General features: G+C 62.1%; 15 protein-coding genes and 3 pseudogenes. 9 read left to right on the forward strand and 9 right to left on the reverse strand.

The features are described 5' to 3' along the window. Positions 1–22: 22 nt before the first annotated feature. Entirely contained in the window at positions 23–946 is a 924-nt protein-coding gene (pbpG, locus tag G3436_RS15200; RefSeq protein WP_163946375.1) for a D-alanyl-D-alanine endopeptidase, read from the reverse strand. 133 nt (positions 947–1,079) lie between these two features. Next, positions 1,080–1,565, reverse strand: coding sequence for a site-specific integrase (locus G3436_RS15205; RefSeq protein WP_243667164.1), 486 nt, complete (start codon positions 1,563–1,565; stop codon positions 1,080–1,082). A gap of 26 nt (positions 1,566–1,591) precedes the next feature. Between G3436_RS15205 and G3436_RS27660 the strand changes: the two are divergent. The 4 genes and pseudogenes from G3436_RS27660 to G3436_RS15220 all read left to right on the forward strand — a co-directional run. Beyond that, positions 1,592–1,780: pseudogene (locus tag G3436_RS27660) on the forward strand (lysis protein); the annotation flags it as partial. 224 nt (positions 1,781–2,004) lie between these two features. After that, entirely contained in the window at positions 2,005–2,823 is an 819-nt protein-coding gene (locus tag G3436_RS15210; RefSeq protein ID WP_163946412.1) for an ESPR domain-containing protein, read from the forward strand. A gap of 212 nt (positions 2,824–3,035) precedes the next feature. Beyond that, positions 3,036–6,038, forward strand: a pseudogene (locus G3436_RS15215) (beta strand repeat-containing protein); the annotation flags it as partial. Continuing rightward, the gene (locus G3436_RS15220) at positions 6,035–7,237 is read left to right on the forward strand and encodes an autotransporter outer membrane beta-barrel domain-containing protein (RefSeq protein ID WP_178116478.1); all 1,203 of its coding nucleotides are present in this window, start codon (positions 6,035–6,037) and stop codon (positions 7,235–7,237) included. The pseudogene G3436_RS15215 and the gene G3436_RS15220, both read left to right, overlap by 4 nt. Before the next feature lie 402 nt (positions 7,238–7,639). On the opposite strand, the gene G3436_RS15225 is transcribed toward G3436_RS15220, so the two are convergent. Further along, positions 7,640–7,852 (reverse strand): hypothetical protein, encoded by a 213-nt coding sequence (locus G3436_RS15225; RefSeq protein WP_163946383.1) that lies wholly within the window; start codon positions 7,850–7,852, stop codon positions 7,640–7,642. Positions 7,853–7,972: 120 nt separating this feature from the next. Further along, positions 7,973–8,332 carry a hypothetical protein gene (locus G3436_RS15230; RefSeq protein WP_163946386.1) on the reverse strand — a complete coding sequence of 120 codons (360 nt, stop codon included), beginning with the start codon at positions 8,330–8,332 and terminating at the stop codon, positions 7,973–7,975. A 191-nt stretch (positions 8,333–8,523) separates the two neighbouring features. On the opposite strand from G3436_RS15230, the gene G3436_RS15235 reads away from it, so the two are divergent. Next, a complete protein-coding gene (locus G3436_RS15235; protein WP_163946389.1) occupies positions 8,524–9,339 on the forward strand; it encodes a shikimate 5-dehydrogenase in 816 nt (271 codons plus the stop codon). Positions 9,340–9,402: 63 nt separating this feature from the next. Here the strand turns inward: G3436_RS15235 and G3436_RS15240 are convergent, their stop codons facing one another. Next, positions 9,403–10,047 (reverse strand): YceH family protein, encoded by a 645-nt coding sequence (locus tag G3436_RS15240; RefSeq protein WP_163946392.1) that lies wholly within the window; start codon positions 10,045–10,047, stop codon positions 9,403–9,405. Positions 10,048–10,173: 126 nt separating this feature from the next. On the opposite strand from G3436_RS15240, the gene G3436_RS15245 reads away from it, so the two are divergent. Further along, positions 10,174–10,683: a DUF1993 domain-containing protein gene (locus G3436_RS15245; protein ID WP_163946395.1), complete on the forward strand. Its 510-nt coding sequence runs from the start codon at positions 10,174–10,176 to the stop codon at positions 10,681–10,683. A 59-nt stretch (positions 10,684–10,742) separates the two neighbouring features. On the opposite strand, the pseudogene sstT reads toward G3436_RS15245, so the two are convergent. Beyond that, a pseudogene (gene sstT / locus G3436_RS15250) lies at positions 10,743–11,953 on the reverse strand (serine/threonine transporter SstT). A 243-nt stretch (positions 11,954–12,196) separates the two neighbouring features. Continuing rightward, a complete protein-coding gene (gene nhaR, locus G3436_RS15255; RefSeq protein WP_163946398.1) occupies positions 12,197–13,099 on the reverse strand; it encodes a transcriptional activator NhaR in 903 nt (300 codons plus the stop codon). Between the two features lie 117 nt (positions 13,100–13,216). Between nhaR and G3436_RS15260 the strand changes: the two genes are divergently transcribed. Next, positions 13,217–13,483 (forward strand): hypothetical protein, encoded by a 267-nt coding sequence (locus G3436_RS15260; protein ID WP_163946400.1) that lies wholly within the window; start codon positions 13,217–13,219, stop codon positions 13,481–13,483. 31 nt (positions 13,484–13,514) lie between these two features. Then, positions 13,515–14,270 (forward strand): TerC family protein, encoded by a 756-nt coding sequence (locus G3436_RS15265; RefSeq protein ID WP_163946403.1) that lies wholly within the window; start codon positions 13,515–13,517, stop codon positions 14,268–14,270. Between the two features lie 70 nt (positions 14,271–14,340). Here G3436_RS15265 and G3436_RS27030 read toward each other — a convergent pair whose 3' ends face one another. Beyond that, positions 14,341–14,514: a hypothetical protein gene (locus G3436_RS27030; RefSeq protein WP_178116476.1), complete on the reverse strand. Its 174-nt coding sequence runs from the start codon at positions 14,512–14,514 to the stop codon at positions 14,341–14,343. A gap of 215 nt (positions 14,515–14,729) precedes the next feature. Here G3436_RS27030 and G3436_RS15270 point away from each other — a divergent pair, with 215 nt between their 5' ends. Beyond that, positions 14,730–15,404 carry a peptidase C39 family protein gene (locus G3436_RS15270; protein ID WP_163946406.1) on the forward strand — a complete coding sequence of 225 codons (675 nt, stop codon included), beginning with the start codon at positions 14,730–14,732 and terminating at the stop codon, positions 15,402–15,404. Between the two features lie 18 nt (positions 15,405–15,422). Here the strand turns inward: G3436_RS15270 and G3436_RS15275 are convergent, their stop codons facing one another. Then, entirely contained in the window at positions 15,423–16,706 is a 1,284-nt protein-coding gene (locus tag G3436_RS15275; RefSeq protein ID WP_163946409.1) for an NAD(P)/FAD-dependent oxidoreductase, read from the reverse strand. Between the last annotated feature and the right edge of the window lie 219 nt (positions 16,707–16,925).

Raw genomic sequence — 16,925 nt, forward strand, 5'->3', positions numbered from 1 at the left:
GCTCAAGGCAGGCAGCGCTGTCTCAGTCAGCCACCGGACGGTTCTGGCTGCGTTCGGACTTGTAGCGGATGGCCACGGCGGGCGCGGGCTTGGCGCTGCCGGTTTCCAGCCATTGGCGCATGCGGCTGGCATCGGCAAAGTGGGTGTACTTGCCAAACGCATCCAGAATCACCATCGCCACCGGACGATTGTCCATCCGGGTCAGCAGTACCAGGCAGTGGCCGGCTTCATTGGTGAAGCCGGTCTTGGTCAGCTTGATGTCCCAATTGCTCTTGTTGACCAGATGGTCGGTGTTGCGAAAGCCCAGGGTGTAGTTGGGTTTGCGAAACGCCACGGTCTTCTCGCGGGTGGTGCTCAGCTCGCTCAGCAGCGGGTAGCTGCGCGCCGCCATCAGCAGCTTGCTCAGGTCACGTGCAGTGGACACGTTGCTGGTCGACAGCCCGGTAGGCTCCACGTAGCGGGTATGGCTCATGCCCAGCGCCTTGGCCTTGGCGTTCATCGCCTTGATGAAGGCGCTGTAACCGCCCGGGTAGTGGTGGGCGAGGGTAGCGGCGGCGCGGTTCTCCGACGACATCAGGGTGATCAGCAGGGTATCGCGACGGTTCAGCTCACTCCCTAAGCGAACCCGCGAGTACACGCCTTTCATTTCCTTGGTCTGGGCGATGGTGATGGTCAGCGGTTCGTCCATGGCCTGTTTGGCGTCGAGCACGACCATGGCGGTCATCAACTTGGTCACCGAGGCAATCGGCACCACGCGGTCCGGGTTGCTGGCATACAGCACCTTGTTGGTCTGCAGGTCGATCAGCAATGCGCTGCCCGAGGCCAGGTGCAGCTTGGACGGGTCGCGCTGGACCTGAGGGGCAGGTTGGGCAACAGCATTCGACGTGACGCTGGCAGTGCCAGTGAGCAACAGCAGCAGGCTGAGGATAGACAGGGAGGTTTTCACGTTGGTGCTCACTAAATGTGGGTATGTCGTTGGCTGTGCAAGGGTTTTTCTTATTACAAGCCGTTACATTTTATGAGTATGGTTGAGTCTGTGTCGATTGCCCCGTAAACATTGGGCCAACTATGAAATTTATTTAACCTTGTACCAATTTTGTAACAATCAACTGCATTTCAAGCTTGCCCAACTCGGCCCAATCATTGGGTGAATTCAGCCAGCGCGCGTAGGTTGAGAGTAGTACCTGCACGCTGTGCCCGCGCTGCCCGGCGATGAACGCTGGATTCATGCCCGCTATCAGGCACATCGTGGCATAGGTATGCCGGCAGTTGTACTGGCTGCTGGGTTTGATTCCCAAGGCTTTCAGCGCATGCGCGAAGTGCGCTCCAGGGGTGCTGGACCCCAGCATGTGCTCCGACTTCCCCGATGGATGGAACACGTAGGGCGACGCCGCAACCTTTCTACGGCGCTGCACGGCTCGCGCATCCGCGATCATTCTCGCATCAGCCAGTGCGCTGAGCGCCCGGCTATTCAGCATGACGACTCTGGTGTAGTCGGTCTTTGTGCGCTCCTCAACGTTCCCTCCTACAACGATTCGACATACATGCGCTGTGCGCTTAGCCATGTCGACTTCGTCCCATCGCAACGCCATCATCTGCTGATTTGCGGCTGTCAGTCCTACTCGCCGCCACCAGCGCCTGCGGCATGGTTCATGGAGGCTCGCGAGGTGAACTTGACCCAGCGCACGCTCAACGAATTGTCGCCGTCACCGGTGACGGTGACGAGGGACTGATCGCCCTGCGAGCGTGCCAAGCCTACGTCAGAGCCATCGGGCGGTGAGGTAAGCCCAAACTGCGGATTTCGACCCGTAGCAGCAAGAAGCCACTATTCGAGATAGAAAGGTGTCGGCTAGAAGCGATTAGTTTGCCTATTCAATCAAACGCTTCTCTTTATCGTCACTTTTTGTGCGCTATTTAGCTTTCGATATAGACGGATGACATATTGCCATCACACACTCTGCTCTTTTGCCATCTCAAGGATGTCAAAATGAGCAAATACCAGTCATGAACCGCTTCTACCGCACCGTCTTCAACGCGCGCCTGGGGCAATACCAAGTGGCTTCCGAACTGGCCTGTTCGCGCGGCAGCCAACCAGCTATCACCAGTCGCGTCGGCCTGGGCTGCGGCCTGGCTCTGGCGATTGCCTGTGGGGTGGGGAGCCCGCTGGTCGGGGCTGCCCCCATGCACGGCCAAGATGACAGCCTCACTATCGTCAATGGCAGCGTGTTGTTCTGGGATGGCGCGCAGTTGGTAGGCAATGGCGCGATCCAGGGCGGCAATGGCACCTGGGACACCATGAGCACCAACTGGACCACGGTCGACGGTACTGGCAATCGTGACTGGAACAGCGATTTCGCAGTGTTCCAGGCCGCTGCCGGTGACGTACTGGTCGATGGCACCCAATCCATTACGGGTATGCAGTTCGTGACCGATGGCTATCGTCTGCTCAACGGCATGTCGGGGGCGCTGGCGCTGGTCAACGGCACCAATGGCAGCACCACCGTGCGCGTCGATCCTGGTGTCACGGCCACGGTGAACGTCGCCCTGACCGGCAACGGCCTGCTCAGTAAGGTCGACAGCGGCACCCTGGTGCTCGGTGGCAGCAACAGTTACAGCGGTGGCACCGCACTGAGTGGCGGCACCTTGGCCGTCGGCAACAACGCTGCGCTGGGTAGCGGCGCCCTGACCGCCACGGGCACCAGCACCCTTAAAAACACCCAGTCGGTGGCGCTGATGAATGCCATCGCGGTGAACGGCGACCTGACCCTCGACACCGCCAGCAACCTGACCCTGGGCGGGCTCATCAGCGGCACGGCAACCTGATCAAGGCCGGCGCCCAGGAACTGATGGTGTTGGGCAACAACACCTTCAGCGGCACACTCGATATCACCCAGGGCATGGTGACGAGCCTGAGTGCCAACGCACTGGGCAACCTTGCCAGTGTCAATCTGGGCAGCGGCACCGACCTGAACCTGAACGGCAACACCACTATCGGTACGCTGACCGGCAGCGGCACCACCAGCATCGCGCTGGGCTCCACGCTGAGCCTGGGTGGCAACAACCTGGACAGCGTCTACGCGGGGACATTCGGCGGCAATGGCGGCCTGAGAAAGGTCGGTAATGGTGTGCTCGAACTCAGCGGCATCAGCAGCCTGGGCGGCACCAGCCAGGTCAACGCCGGTACGCTCAAGGTCTCGGGCAGCCTGAACGGCGGTAGCCTGACGGTCAGCAACGGTGCGACCCTGACCGGCAGCGGTAGCCTGGGGGGGGGTGTCAGTATCGCCAACGGCGGGCACCTGGTCGGTACCAGCGGTACCCAGCTGAAGTTCGGTTCGTTGACGATCTCGCCCAATTCCATCATCGATGTTGCACTGGGTTCGCCGTTGACCGGCGCCACCTCGCTGTTCAACGTGGCCGGCACCCTGACCCTTGACGGTACGCTGAACATCACCGACGACGGTGGCCTGGGCAATGGCGTCTATCGCCTGTTCGACTACACCTCATTGGTCAACAACGGCATGATTCTGGGCGGCCTGCCCGGCAGCGTGACGCCAGGCGAACTGCAACTGCAAACCGCGATTGCCGGCCAGGTCAACCTGCTGATCAACTCGCCCAACCTGCTCGTGCAGTTCTGGGATGGCCAGGGCACTGTCGCCGACGGCACGGTGCAGGGCGGCAGCGGTACCTGGAACAACAGCAGCACCAACTGGACCGACCTGAACGGCACAGACAACGATGCCTGGTTCGATCAGTTCGCCATTTTCCAAGGTGCTGCTGGCGTGGTTACCGTGGAAGGCAGCCAGACTGCCAACGCCCTGCAGTTCGTCACCGATGGCTATCAACTGGTCGCCGGCACTGGCGGCGAGCTTAATGCCATCAATGGCAACAGGGGCAGCTTCGTGGTGCGGGTCGACCCGAACGTGACCGCCACCCTCGACCTGCCCGTCAATGGCACGGGCACCCTGGCCAAGCTCGACACCGGCACGCTGGTGCTCAACGGCGCCAACGGCTATACCGGCGGCACGCTGCTCAATGGCGGCACCCTGGTCGTGGGCAACGGCAGCGCGCTGGGCAGTGGTACGCTGACCGCCGCCAATGGCACTACCCTGGACAGCAACCAGGCGGTGAGCCTGGGCAACGCTATCGGCCTGCTCGGCCAACTGCGTATCGGCGGCAGCAACGCACTGACCCTTGACGGCGATATCAGCGGCAACGGCGGCCTGCTCAAGGCGGGTGCCGGCACGCTGACCCTGGGTGGTGGCAACACCCTGAGCGGCGCCACTACCGTCAGTGGCGGCAGCCTGATCGTCAATGGCAGCCTGGCCAGCAACACGGTCACGGTAAACAGCGGTGCCACCGTGGGCGGCACCGGTAGCCTCGGCGGTACGCTGACGGTCGCCGACGGCGGCCACCTGTCGATGCGCAGCGGCAGCACGCTGAGCGTCGGTTCGCTGGTACTGGGGGCGGATGCCAACCTCGATGCCGCACTCGGTGCGCCGGTGGTCGGTACTGCGGGCCTGATCAACGTGGGCGGCAACCTGACCCTGGACGGCAAACTCAATGTCACCGACATCGGCGGGTTCGACTCAGGCGTTTACCGCCTGATCGACTACACCGGCACCCTCATCAACAACGGCCTGAACATCGGCAGCGTGCCCAACGGGGTAGTGCCGGGCGACCTGGATGTGCAAACCGCGATCAACAATCAGGTCAACCTGGTGGTGGGTGGCACCAACAACACCGTGCTGTTCTGGGATGGCAGCCAGACCACCGGCAACGGTTCGGTCGCCGGCGGCAGTGGCGTGTGGAGTGTCGGCGGGACCAACTGGACCAACGCCAACGGCACCGTCAACCAGGCCTGGAACGATACCTTCGCGGTGTTCCAGGGCACGGGTGGCGCGGTCACCCTGGACGGCGTACAAACCCTCAACGGCATGCAGTTCCTCGACAATGGCTACACCCTCAGCGGGGATGCGCTGGCGTTGACCAATGGCGCCTCAGGCACCAGCAACGTGCGCATCGGCACCGGCATCAGCGCGACGCTGGACGTGGCAGTGAACGGCAACGCTACCCTGGCCAAGCTCGAAGGCGGCACCCTGGTGCTCAACGGCAACAACACCTACACCGGGGGTACCCAGCTCAATGGCGGCACCCTTGTGGCCGGCAGCGACACGGCCCTGGGCCTGGGCGCGCTGAGCACACAAGGCGGAACTACCCTGGACAGCAACACCGCGGTCAACCTGGCCAACGCGGTGGTGCTCAACGGCAGCCTGACGCTGGCGGGCAGTCATGATTTGACCCTTAGCGGCGTCGTCAGTGGCAACGGCGAACTGAACAAGCAGGGCGCCAGCGAGCTGACCCTGAGCGGCAACAATACCTTCAGTGGAGCGCTGAACGTTCTCAGCGGTAAGTTGAGCCTGATCGGTAATACTGCCCTCGGCAATGCGCACTTGAACGTTGCAAATAATGCTTCGGCCAGTGTGTTTGGGGTTAACAACCTCAATGCACTCACTGGCTCGGGCGCTCTGCTGCTAGCGGCAGGCAGTACACTGCAAGTCGGTGCACGTGGAGCCAGCAGTGTTTATGACGGCTCGATCAACGGTGCAGGCCACCTGACCAAGATTGGTAGCGGTAAGCAGGTCCTCAATGGCAACTCGACTGTCGAGGGTGGCACCACCGTCGCGGCTGGGAGTCTTATTATCGGTGGTGCGGCAGGCTCAAACGCTAACCTTGCCAGCAATGTCGACGTGGCTATGGGGGCTATACTCGGCGGTCATGGCACTATCAATGGCGATATCAACCTTGCCAGCGGCGCAACCCTGAACCCGGGCAACTCGATTGGTACTCTAAACGTTGCCGGCGATATCAACTTCAATAGCGGCTCTACGCTTGTCATTGAGGCAGATCCGGACGGCCGCTCCGATCGGGTGATCGCCACCGGCACCGTGTCGCTTGGCGGCTCGGGCCTGAACATTGTGGCCGGCGCGGCAACTGGGCGCCGAGCACCCAGTACCGGATTATTGAGGCGAGCAATCTGACGGGTACCTTCGCAAACGTCAGCAGCAACCTGATCTTCCTCACGCCGCAAGTGACATACGCAAGCAATGGCGTAACTCTGGACCTGCAGCGCAACGATGTTTCTTTCACATCAGTCGCCCAGACCTACAACCAGCGTGCCGTAGCCGGAACTCTGGACTCGGCTGGCGCGGGTGGTTTGTATAACCTGGTCGCTGCACTCAACGCCGATCAGGCACGCTCGGCTTACGACAGCCTGTCTGGTGAGATCCACGCCAGCACTCGCGGCGCGCTGTTCGATGAAAGTCGCTACGTGCGAGATGCGATTGGAACGCGCCTGCGAAGCGCTCAGGGCCAGGCACCGAGTGAAGGTGTACTGCACGTCGATGCTGACAGCAGCATGACCTTCTGGCTACAGGGCTACGGCAGTTGGGGTGATCGCGATGGCAACAGCAATGTCGCCGCCCTCGACCACAACAGCCAGGGCATGTTGCTAGGCGTCGATGTGCCACTGAACGACACTTGGCACGCAGGCTTGGCGGCGGGTTATGGCAACAGTGACCTTGACGCGGATGGCCGAAACTCGTCGGCGAAGGTCGATAGCACATCGTTGACAGCCTACCTGGGCGGTCAGTGGGACGCGTTGCACCTGCGTATGGGCGTCTCTCATGCCTGGAACGATGTAGACAGCAGCCGCCATGTAAATGTTGGCAGCGTGCAGGAACACGTCAAGGCCAAGTACGACGCCAGTACGACACAGGTGTTCGGTGAGCTGGGTTATGCCATCCAGGCAGGTGACTTCACTCTTGAGCCTTTCGTTGGCCTGGCCCATGTTGAAGTCGATAGCGACAGCTTCCGTGAGCGTGGTGGCAGCACTGCACTGAGCGGCGACAGCGAAAAGAGCCGTGCGACCTACTCCAGTCTAGGCGTGCGTGCTAGCACTCCAGCGGCTGAAGTGGCCGGGGTGCCCTTGAGTGTACACAGCAGCCTAGCGTGGCAGCGCGTGCTTGATAAGCCAAGCGAAGAATCTCACTTGGCCCTGGCGGGGTATGACAGCTTCGCCGTCAAGGGTGTGCCTATTGCCCAAGACACCGCGCTAATACAGCTCGGTGTCAGCGCCAAACTTGCCCCGCAAACGAGCCTCGATCTGGGCTACTCGGGGCAAATCGGCGATGGCTACAGGGATCACGGTGTCCGCTTGGGGCTCAATATCGCGTTCTGAGTAAAGAGCCTGCACGGTGCAACGCCGTGCGGGCTTCTCTATACGTCTAAGTTTTGCAAGCATCGCGATAGATAACCTGCTGAAAAAAATGGGGCCTTTGCACTGTTTGCGGGGGGCGACGTAAGAGTGCGTGAGCGAATTTATGATTCACGCAATGCGTAGCGCTGTGTATTTCAGTGTGCCTCAAGTGGCTGACGGCCCAGGTTTCATTGGGTTTCAGCCACTTGAAGAGCCCGGCAAAACGCAACATTAATCTTATGAATATGGTTGATGTTGTGTCGATTGCCCCGCTTTCGCCGGGGCTCATATGAAATTTATTTAACCTCTGGTACGAAAGGCCACTGACGGCCATCGGCAGGGAGCTGGTGGCCGGTCAGTTGTGTCAACGAATCAGTGGCGCTTTCAGCGGCCGTGGGCCCGATAAGCGGTGCGAAACTGCAGGTAATGGTCCGTCATGGCCTTGAGCAGTTCATAACCGCTCTCGGCTGCCTTGCCTGGGGTCTGCGGGAGCTTGTACTGACCACTGGCGATCATCGCCACGGTCATCTGCTGTGCGGCGGCCAGCGGGTCGTCGACGGGGTTCAACGGGGCGGGGAATACTCGCTCGGAGGGCATGCAACTTCCTTGTTGATGGTGGGCAACGTTATGCAGCCTAACCACGGCCCCGAATGACTGCCACTGCGAGCGATTTCCTCCAGAGTCGCCATGCCCGAGGGCATGGCGGGGCCCCAGGGCCTACCAGCGCGGCGGCCCGTAGTACACAGGCGGTGGGCCATAGTAGCGCTCGCGATAGTACGGCGGGGGTACCGGTACATAGCGCTCCACTACCGGGTACGGCTGGTAATACACCGGCGGTGGCGGGGCCTGCACATAGACCGGGGGCGGGCCGTAGTAGGCCGGCTGGCGCTCGACATACACGGTGCGGTCGTGGTTGTTGGACACCACCGCCCCCACCACGGCGCCGACCACGGCAGCGCCCAGTACCGGGCCGGCGCCATGCCAGCCGCCACCACCGCCACCACCATGGGCGGCGGCTTGCCCGCAGACGGCGAGGGCGCCGACCAGCAGGGCGATTTTCGGAATGTGACGGTTCATGCGGACTCCTCGAAGCAGTACCCGACGCTGGTGTTTTCGATAAACCCATGACATGGCGCGGGGATAACCATAAGACCGCCAAGCGGGGCAAATTGGCACAGGCGCCGGGTAAAGGTTGTGTAAGCCCCGATCAACGGTTACTCGCGTAGTTGTGCATACTGGTGCACCCGCCGCTTTCAAGGAGTCGCCTGATGTTTCCCAGCAAAGACACCGTACTGTGCATGTCCCTGGCAGGCCGGCCCGGCACCTTCGGGGTGCGCTTTCATAACCATCTGTACCAGCAGCTGGGGCTCGATTATTACTACAAGGCCATGACCACCGGCGACCTGCCGGCGGCCGTGGGGGGTATTCGCGCGCTGGGCGTGCGCGGGTGTGGGGTGTCGATGCCGTACAAGGAGGCCTGCATCCCGTTGCTCGATGAACTGGACCCGTCGGCGGCCGTGATCGACTCGGTCAATACCCTGGTCAATACACAGGGGCATCTGAAGGGTTACAACACCGATTATCTGGCGGTGCGCCAGTTGATCGGGCAGCATCGGCTGGACCCTGCGTCGAGCGTGGCACTGCGCGGCAGTGGCGGCATGGCCAAGGCGGTGGCGTGCGCGTTGCGTGATGCCGGCTTCAAGGTAGGGACAATCATTGCGCGCAACCGTGAGGCAGGTGAGCGCCTGGCCGAGGTGTGTGGCTATCGCTGGCAGGCCGAACCGCATGATGTGCGCGCGCAGGTGTTGGTGAACGTGACGCCGATCGGCATGGCGGGCGGTGCCGAGGCGCAGCAGTTGGCGTTCGAGCAAGGGGCGATCGAGTCGGCGCAGGTGGTGTTCGATGTGGTTGCGATGCCGGCACAGACGCCGTTGATCGTGGCCGCCCAGGCCGCAGGCAAGCCGGTGATCACCGGGCTGGAGGTGATTGGGCTGCAGGCGCTGGAGCAGTTCGTGCTGTATACAGGGGTGCGCCCGGAGGCGCGGCAGGTGGCTGCGGCAGTGGCGTTTGCTCGGGGGGAGTGATGGGTAGGGGGCTCGCGCATCTGCAGCACAAAAAACCAACGCCGCCCCCAACGCCAAGCCACTCTACTCCAGCAATGCCAGCCGTTCTTCCAGCGCCGCAATCCGCGCCTCCAGCGCTTCGATCCGCTCTGCCGACACGCCGCCGGTCGAACGTTCGCTACCTTGCTGGCGCGCCGAGAGAATCGCCTCGATGTCTGCCGGGTCGCCAAACGCATGGGTGTAACGGTCTTCACGCTGCCCGGCCTGACGCGGCAGGTGCAGGGCAAAGCCCCTGGCGATCAGACGCTCAAGCTGATGCACCACCTGCTCGGCATCCTCGAACTCGTGCATGCGGTTGCTGCGCGTCAGCAGCTCATTGACCGTCTGCGGCCCGCGCAGGAACATCAGCCCCAGCAGGATCAACTGCGCCGGCACCAGTTCCAGGGCCTTGTCGATGCGCTGTTCCCAGCGGTCGGCGCGGCTGCCCATCTGCAAGCGCGCCATGCCTTGGCCCTCCAGGGCGCGCAAGGCCTGGCCGACCTGCCCCTGGGTCAGGTTCATCACCGGCTCGCGGCTGGTCTTCTGGTTGCAGGCCAGGACCACGGCGTTGAGGGTAAGCGGGTAGGTTTCCGGGCTGGTGGCCTGCTTTTCGATCAAGGCGCCTAGGATACGGATTTGCGTGCTGTCCAGACGCTGTGCGTCAACGGGGGTGTCTTGCTCGGTGCTCATCGCGCGTTCCCTATGCTGTGGAAGGCAACTAGCCTAATCCTTGCAGGATAAAAGACAAGCCGCCTGCCAGGCGCAAGCGTGTCTATAATCGCGCCAGTCCCTTTTTGTCACCCAGTCGAGAGCACAATGACCATTTCCCTGTACGCCGCTTCCGTTCCCGTTTTCAAGCAGATGCTCAACGCCCTGAGCGATGTGCTGAACAAGGCCCAGGCACATGCCGAGGCGAAAAACATCGATGCCAACGCGCTGCTGCAGGCCCGCCTGTTCCCGGACATGTTCCCGTTGGTGCGCCAGGTACAGATCGCCGTCGATTTCGCCAAGGGCGTTTCGGCGCGTCTGGCCGAGGTCGAGCTGCCCAAGTACGACGACAGCGAAACCAGCTTTGCCGAGCTGCAGGCACTGATCGCCAAGGTGCTGGCGTTTATCGAACAGATCCAGCCACAGCAGATCGACGGCAAGGAAGGCATCGAGATCGTCACCCGCCCCGGCACACCGAAAGAGAAGCGCTTCAGTGGCCAGTCCTATCTGCTGACCTACGGCTTGCCGCAGTTCTTCTTCCACGTCACCACCACCTACGCGATCTTGCGCCACAACGGCGTCGAAATCGGCAAGCGCGACTACATGGGCGCGTTCTAACAGCATCACGCACAAAAAAGCCCGGCAAGGCTCACGCCTTGCCGGGCTTTTTCATGGGCTTACGCAGCCTGGCGTTCTTCGGCTTCGCAGGCGGCTGCGGTAAACAGCACGTCGGTGGAGGAGTTGAGCGCGGTTTCCGCCGAGTCCTGCAAGATCCCGATGATGAAACCTACCGCCACCACCTGCATGGCGATTTCACTGGGGATGCCGAACAGGCTGCAGGCCAGCGGGATCAACAGCAGCGAACCGCCCGCCACACCCGACGCGCCGCACGCACACACCGCCGCGACAATGCTGAGCAGGATGGCGGTTGGCAGGTCGACGGCGATGCCCAGGGTATGCACGGCCGCCAGCGTGAGCACGGTGATGGTGATCGCGGCACCGGCCATGTTGATGGTTGCGCCCAGCGGGATCGAGACCGAATAGGTGTCTTCGTGCAGGCCGAGTTTCTCGCTCAACGCCAGGTTGACCGGAATGTTGGCCGCTGAGCTGCGCGTGAAGAAGGCGGTGATGCCGCTTTCGCGCAGGCACAGCAGCGTCAGCGGGAACGGGTTGCGGCGGATTTTCCAGAATACGATCAGCGGGTTCATCACCAGGGCGACGAACAGCATGCAGCCGATCAGCACCGCCAGCAGGTGAAGATAGCCCAGCAGGCGCCCAGACCGGACTCGGCCAGCGTCGAAGCGACCAGGCCGAAGATGCCCACAGGAGCGAAGCGAATCACCATGCGCACGATCAGGGTCACGCCGTTGGACAGGTCTTCGACCACGCTGCGGGTGGTTTGCCCCGCATGCCGGATGGCAACCCCTAAGGCAATTGCCCACGCCAGGATGCCGATGAAGTTGGCTTCCATCAGCGCGCTCACCGGGTTGGCCACCACGCTCAGCAGCAACCCTTGCAGGACCTCACCGATGCCGCCAGGCGGGCTCATCGCTGCGTCATGAGTGGCCAGTATCAGTTGGGAGGGGAACAGCATGCTGGCCACCACAGCGACGACGGCCGCGGAGAAGGTTCCAAACAGGTACAGCACCAGAATGGGGCGAATATGGGTTTCCTGGCCGTGTTTGTGGTTGGCGATCGACGCCATTACCAGAATGAAGACCAGGATCGGTGCCACCGCCTTCAGTGCGCTGACAAATACCTTACCGATAAAGGCCAGGTTCAGCGCGGCGGCCGGCCACAGCAACGCCACGGCAATGCCGGCCACCAGGCCGACGACAATCTGCAGTACCAGGCTGGTACGGTTCAACAGGTTAAGCACTGGGGTCATGGCAGGTGTTTCTCGTTCTTGTGCAAGGGTACGGTGGTGCCCACAGCGCGTAGTGAGGGCGTGCAGGGGACAATGCCAGTTGCGAAAGGGGCAGGACTTTAGCACAGCGCGCCAGCGCTGACCGCAGATGGTTGCCCGATGGCAGGTGGGGCGTGATGTCGCTGTTGTACGGGGGCGGCCGTGGGTTGTTTAACGCTGGCGCGTGGGCGCTATTGCCGATTCTGTTGCTGGCCGCGGACGGTTTCACCCCACAGGCCAGTTGAACAGCTCGCGTCGGGCGCCCTCGGTGATCGCCACGATACCCGGGTGCTTGACCTTGCGTTCCACCGAAATCGCGTAGAACGATTCGGTAACCGCATCGGTCTGGCCGATCAGTTCGACGCCATTCTGGCGGCATACCTCGTCGGCGATCACGCTGGGCGCAATGAAAATCCCACTGCCCGATTGACCGAAGGCCTGCATCAGTGCGCTGTCGTCGAATTCGCCGACGATGCGCGGTTGCAACTGCTGCTCGGCGAACCAGCGCAACAGCCGGCTGCGTACCACGGTCTCCTGGCCTGGGATCAGCATCGGCGCGTGCTGCAGGCCGACAGGGAAGGGCGCCGGGTGCAGCGCGGCCAGTGCCGGGGTGGCGAAGAAACTGATACCACATTCACCGAGCTTCTGGCTGTAGCCCTTGATATCCAGGTGGCTGGGCATGGGGCTGTCGGAGATCACCATGTCCAGGCGCTGGATCGCAAGGTCTGCGAGCAGGCGCTCGAGCTTGTCTTCGCGACAGCTCAGGCGCAGCGGCTCGGGCAGTTCCATGGTGGGGGCGAGCAGGCGGTAGACGATCGACTTGGGCACCACATCCGCCACGACCCGGAACAGGATCTGCTGCTCGTGGGGTTGTGCGCGCAGCACCGCTTCAAGCTCGCCGCCAATCTGGAACATCTGTTCGGCGTAGGACAGCGCCTGGCGCCCGGTTTCGGTCAGTTCCAGCTGGCGCCCCACGCGGCGGAACAGCTCGATGCCATAGCTGTGTTCGAGCAGGCTGATCTGGCCGCTGATGGTCTGCGGGGTGAGGTTGAGCTGTTCGCCGGCGCGCACGATGCTGCCGGTTTTTGCCACCGCCCAGAAGTAATGCAGTTGTCGGTAATTGAGCATGATCATTCCCGATTCGTAAAAACCGAAGTATAGCCGCTGAAAATACGAATTTTCCTGATGTTTCATGCTCTTTAGAATGCCTCGCTATCAACGCCAGACGTGCAAAGCGAGGAACCCATGCTTCAATTCAAATCGATCGGTACACCGCTGGTGGTGCTGTTGGCACTGTTTGCCATGAGCGGTTGCGACCAGGCGGAAAAGTCCGCGCAGCAGATGCTCAACCAGGCAGCCGAGTCTGCCAAGCAAGCGATCGACAAGACCAACGACGCGGCCCAGCAGGCGCTTAGCGATGCCACTGGCTCGCAGTTGGCGAAAAAACCTGACGACGCCCAGGACACCCCTCGGGAAAAGCCGGAGCGCGACCAAAGCGCTCAGGAAATCTGACCCTTTCTTCACACTGATTCAGGATTGATTCATGGAATACCTGCTGGAACTTGCTGCAAGCCCGACCGCCTGGGTCGCCCTGGCCACCCTGGTGGCCATGGAAATCGTGCTGGGTATCGACAACCTGATCTTCATCTCGATCCTGACCAACAAGCTGCCTGAGCAGTTTCGCTCCAAGGCGCGGCGCATCGGCATCAGTATGGCGCTGGTGATGCGTCTGGGCCTGCTGAGCACCATCGCGTGGATTGTGCAACTGACCGAGCCGGTGATCGATGTATTCGGGCACACGTTCTCGTGGAAGGACATGATCCTGATCGCGGGCGGCCTGTTCCTGTTGTGGAAGGCCACGTCGGAGATTCACCACAGCGTCGATCCGCGTGCCAAGGAAGAATCCAAGGCCTCGTCCACGGTGACCCTGGGCTTTGCCGCGGCGATCGGCCAGATCCTGGTGCTGGACATCGTGTTCTCGATCGACAGCATCATCACTGCCGTGGGCATGACCGAGCACTTGCCGATCATGATCATCGCGGTGGTCAGTGCGGTCATCGTGATGCTGGTGGCGGCCGACCCGCTGGCCAAGTTCATCAACGACAACCCGACCGTGGTGATGCTGGCGCTGGGCTTTTTGATCATGATCGGCATGACCTTGATCGCCGAAGGCTTTGGCGCTCATGTACCCAAGGGTTACGTGTATGCAGCCATGGCGTTCTCGACCTTGATCGAGATCCTGAACATCCTGTCGCGCCGGGCTCGGGAAAAACGCGAAGCGCTCGAAAGCGAAGCGTGATGGTCCGCAGCGCCGGCTGTTGCAGGAGCCGGCGCTGTCGGGCAAGGCCGTTACGGATTCGGTCAGTGCATCAATGCGCGTTGGCGTGTCGGCGCGCGTGCCGTTGTACCTGAGGTGCAGCTGTGCGCGGCTGCGGGTGGTGCAGATGATGCCGGCGCGCGATGCGCAACACGCCCCAGAGCATGGCCGCAGCAACCACCAGCCACGTGCCGATCAACAGAAAAATCCCCATCGTCAGACTCATACCGTGCCTCCTTCGACTGGGCAAGCAGGGCTCGCCATTCGGACACAGGCTCAGTCTAGCCCATCGCCTGTGACAGACGGTTGACCAATGCGCCCGTGGCTTGGTTCAGTTCGCTCTAAGGCTTGGCCGGGCTATACCCAAGGCGTTTGCGCGCCTATCATCGCAGGCCAGTGGCCGGGCGTTCGTCTGCCCGGCATCAGCACAAGCGAGTGTCCATGCTGCCCATTGCCCGTCGTTTCCCTCGTCATCTGCTGCTGGCCTGCGCGCTGGCCGCCAGCCTGGCCGGTTGCGCCAGCCAGCCGTCATCTCAACTCAAGAGCCTGCCTCAGCGGGTGGAACTGGGGGCAGTGCCGTTCTACCGGGGCGTTGCCAACCAGAGCGCGCCCATGGCCCTGGCCGCGATACTGTCGCAGCAAGGCGTGCGTATCACGCCGGGCTTGCTTGAGGGGGCGCTGCAACTGCCGCAGGGCGTCGACAGGCTGCAGGCTTCGATGCAGACCGCAGCCCGCCAGTACGGCATGCTGGTGTACCCACTGGAGGCCGAGCTGCCAGCGTTGCTGACCCAGGTGGCTGCGGGCAACCCAGTGCTGTTGCGCTACCAGGAAGGCTCGGCATTCTGGAGTGAACCGCGCTATGGCGTGTTGATCGGGTATGACCGCTACAAGTCGCGGGTGTTGTTGCGCGCAGGTAATAACCGGCGACTGCTGATGGACTTCGACGATTTTGCCAGTGCCTGGAAGCAGGAGGGCAGTTGGGCGGTACTGGTGCAGCCGCCAGGCCAACTGCCAGCCCAGGTGGACCGGCAGCGCTGGCTCAAGGCCGCCAACGAATTGGCCCAGGCAGGCCAGGAGCAGGCCGCGCGCCAGGCCATCAGCGCCCTGGGGCAATGACGGCAGGCTGCGGCGCGGTTACACGCCCAGGCGATCGCGCAGGCTGTAGTACCAGGCGCCCAGTGCGCTGAACGGTACGCGCAGCATCTGGCCGCCCGGGAATGGGTAGTGCGGCAGCTCGGCGAACGCATCGAAGCGCTCGGCCTGGCCGCGCAACGCCTCGGCCAGCACCTTGCCGGCCAGGTGGGTGTAGGTGACGCCGTGGCCGCTGCAGCCCTGGGAATAGTAGATGTTGTCGCCCAGGCGGCCTACCTGCGGCAGACGCGACAGGGTCAACAGGAAGTTGCCGGTCCAGGCGTAATCGATCTTCACATCCTTGAGCTGCGGGAAGGCCTTGAGCATTTTCGGGCGGATGATCGCCTCGATGTTGGCCGGGTCACGTGCGCCGTACACCACACCGCCGCCGAAGATCAGGCGCTTGTCGCCGGTCAGGCGGTAGTAGTCGAGCAGGTAGTTGCAGTCCTCGACGCAATAGTCCTGCGGTAGCAGGGTGCGGGCCAGCTCGTCGCTCAGCGGCTCGGTGGTGATCACCTGGGTGCCGCACGGCATCGACTTGGAGGCCAGTTCCGGTACCAGGTTACCCAGGTAGGCGTTGCCGGCCACGATGATGAACTTGGCGCGTACCTTGCCTTGCGGGGTGTGCACCACCGGGTTGGCGCCGCGTTCGATACGGATGGCCGGGGACTGTTCGTAGATCTTGCCACCCAGCGATTCGACGGCTGCAGCTTCGCCCAGCGCCAGGTTGAGCGGGTGGATATGGCCACCGCTCATGTCGAGCATGCCGCCGATATAGCTGTCACAGGCGACCACTTCGCGGATGCGGCGCTGATCCATCAGTTCCAGCTGAGTGTGGCCATAGCGTTCCCACAGGCGCTGCTGGGACTCAAGGTGGCCCATCTGCTTGCTGGTCAGGGCGGCGAACACGCCACCGTCTTTGAGGTCGCACTGGATGTTGTACTTGGCCACGCGCTCGCGGATGATGCGCCCGCCTTCGAAGGCCATCTGGCCCAGCAGTTGCGCCTGCTTGGGGCCGACGGTGCGCTCGATCACGTCGATGTCGCGGCTGTAGCTGTTGACGATCTGCCCGCCGTTGCGGCCCGAGGCACCAAAGCCGACCTTGGCGGCTTCGAGCACGGTTACACTGAAGCCGTTCTCAAGCAGGAACAGGGCGCTGGACAGGCCAGTGTAACCCGCACCGATCACGCAGACGTCGGTCTGGACTTCTTCCTGCAGGCTCGGGCGCTGCGGGACGGGGTTGGCCGAGGCGGCGTAATACGACTGGGGGTAGGGGGTGTTGGCCATGCGCGGCACCTCTGGGTTTGTAGTTGTATGTTCTATATTTTTTACGATTGTGCAGATCGTATCAACAATAATAAACACCCGCCAGCCGGACGGTACAAATCGCTGAATCTTGCTCTTTGATAAAAAATATTAGTATTCAGTGGCTTAGCTTCAAAAAAAGTATTGACACAGGGATTCGATTGCGTAGAATGCCGCCTCACAGCAGGCACATAGCTCAGT

Origin of the sequence: Pseudomonas brassicae (genome assembly GCF_010671725.1) — a bacterium.
Lineage (GTDB): Bacteria > Pseudomonadota > Gammaproteobacteria > Pseudomonadales > Pseudomonadaceae > Aquipseudomonas > Aquipseudomonas brassicae.

What these genes read in the sequence shown, in the direction of transcription:
- G3436_RS15205 (WP_243667164.1), bottom strand. Translation starts at nt 1,565, where the DNA reads ATGGCTAAGCGCACAGCGCATGTATGTCGAATCGTTGTAGGAGGGAAC.
- G3436_RS15210 (WP_163946412.1), top strand. Translation starts at nt 2,005, where the DNA reads ATGAACCGCTTCTACCGCACCGTCTTCAACGCGCGCCTGGGGCAATAC.
- G3436_RS15225 (WP_163946383.1), bottom strand. Translation starts at nt 7,852, where the DNA reads ATGCCCTCCGAGCGAGTATTCCCCGCCCCGTTGAACCCCGTCGACGAC.
- G3436_RS15230 (WP_163946386.1), bottom strand. Translation starts at nt 8,332, where the DNA reads ATGAACCGTCACATTCCGAAAATCGCCCTGCTGGTCGGCGCCCTCGCC.
- G3436_RS15235 (WP_163946389.1), top strand. Translation starts at nt 8,524, where the DNA reads ATGTTTCCCAGCAAAGACACCGTACTGTGCATGTCCCTGGCAGGCCGG.
- G3436_RS15240 (WP_163946392.1), bottom strand. Translation starts at nt 10,047, where the DNA reads ATGAGCACCGAGCAAGACACCCCCGTTGACGCACAGCGTCTGGACAGC.
- G3436_RS15245 (WP_163946395.1), top strand. Translation starts at nt 10,174, where the DNA reads ATGACCATTTCCCTGTACGCCGCTTCCGTTCCCGTTTTCAAGCAGATG.
- nhaR (WP_163946398.1), bottom strand. Translation starts at nt 13,099, where the DNA reads ATGCTCAATTACCGACAACTGCATTACTTCTGGGCGGTGGCAAAAACC.
- G3436_RS15260 (WP_163946400.1), top strand. Translation starts at nt 13,217, where the DNA reads ATGCTTCAATTCAAATCGATCGGTACACCGCTGGTGGTGCTGTTGGCA.
- G3436_RS15265 (WP_163946403.1), top strand. Translation starts at nt 13,515, where the DNA reads ATGGAATACCTGCTGGAACTTGCTGCAAGCCCGACCGCCTGGGTCGCC.
- G3436_RS27030 (WP_178116476.1), bottom strand. Translation starts at nt 14,514, where the DNA reads ATGAGTCTGACGATGGGGATTTTTCTGTTGATCGGCACGTGGCTGGTG.
- G3436_RS15270 (WP_163946406.1), top strand. Translation starts at nt 14,730, where the DNA reads ATGCTGCCCATTGCCCGTCGTTTCCCTCGTCATCTGCTGCTGGCCTGC.
- G3436_RS15275 (WP_163946409.1), bottom strand. Translation starts at nt 16,706, where the DNA reads ATGGCCAACACCCCCTACCCCCAGTCGTATTACGCCGCCTCGGCCAAC.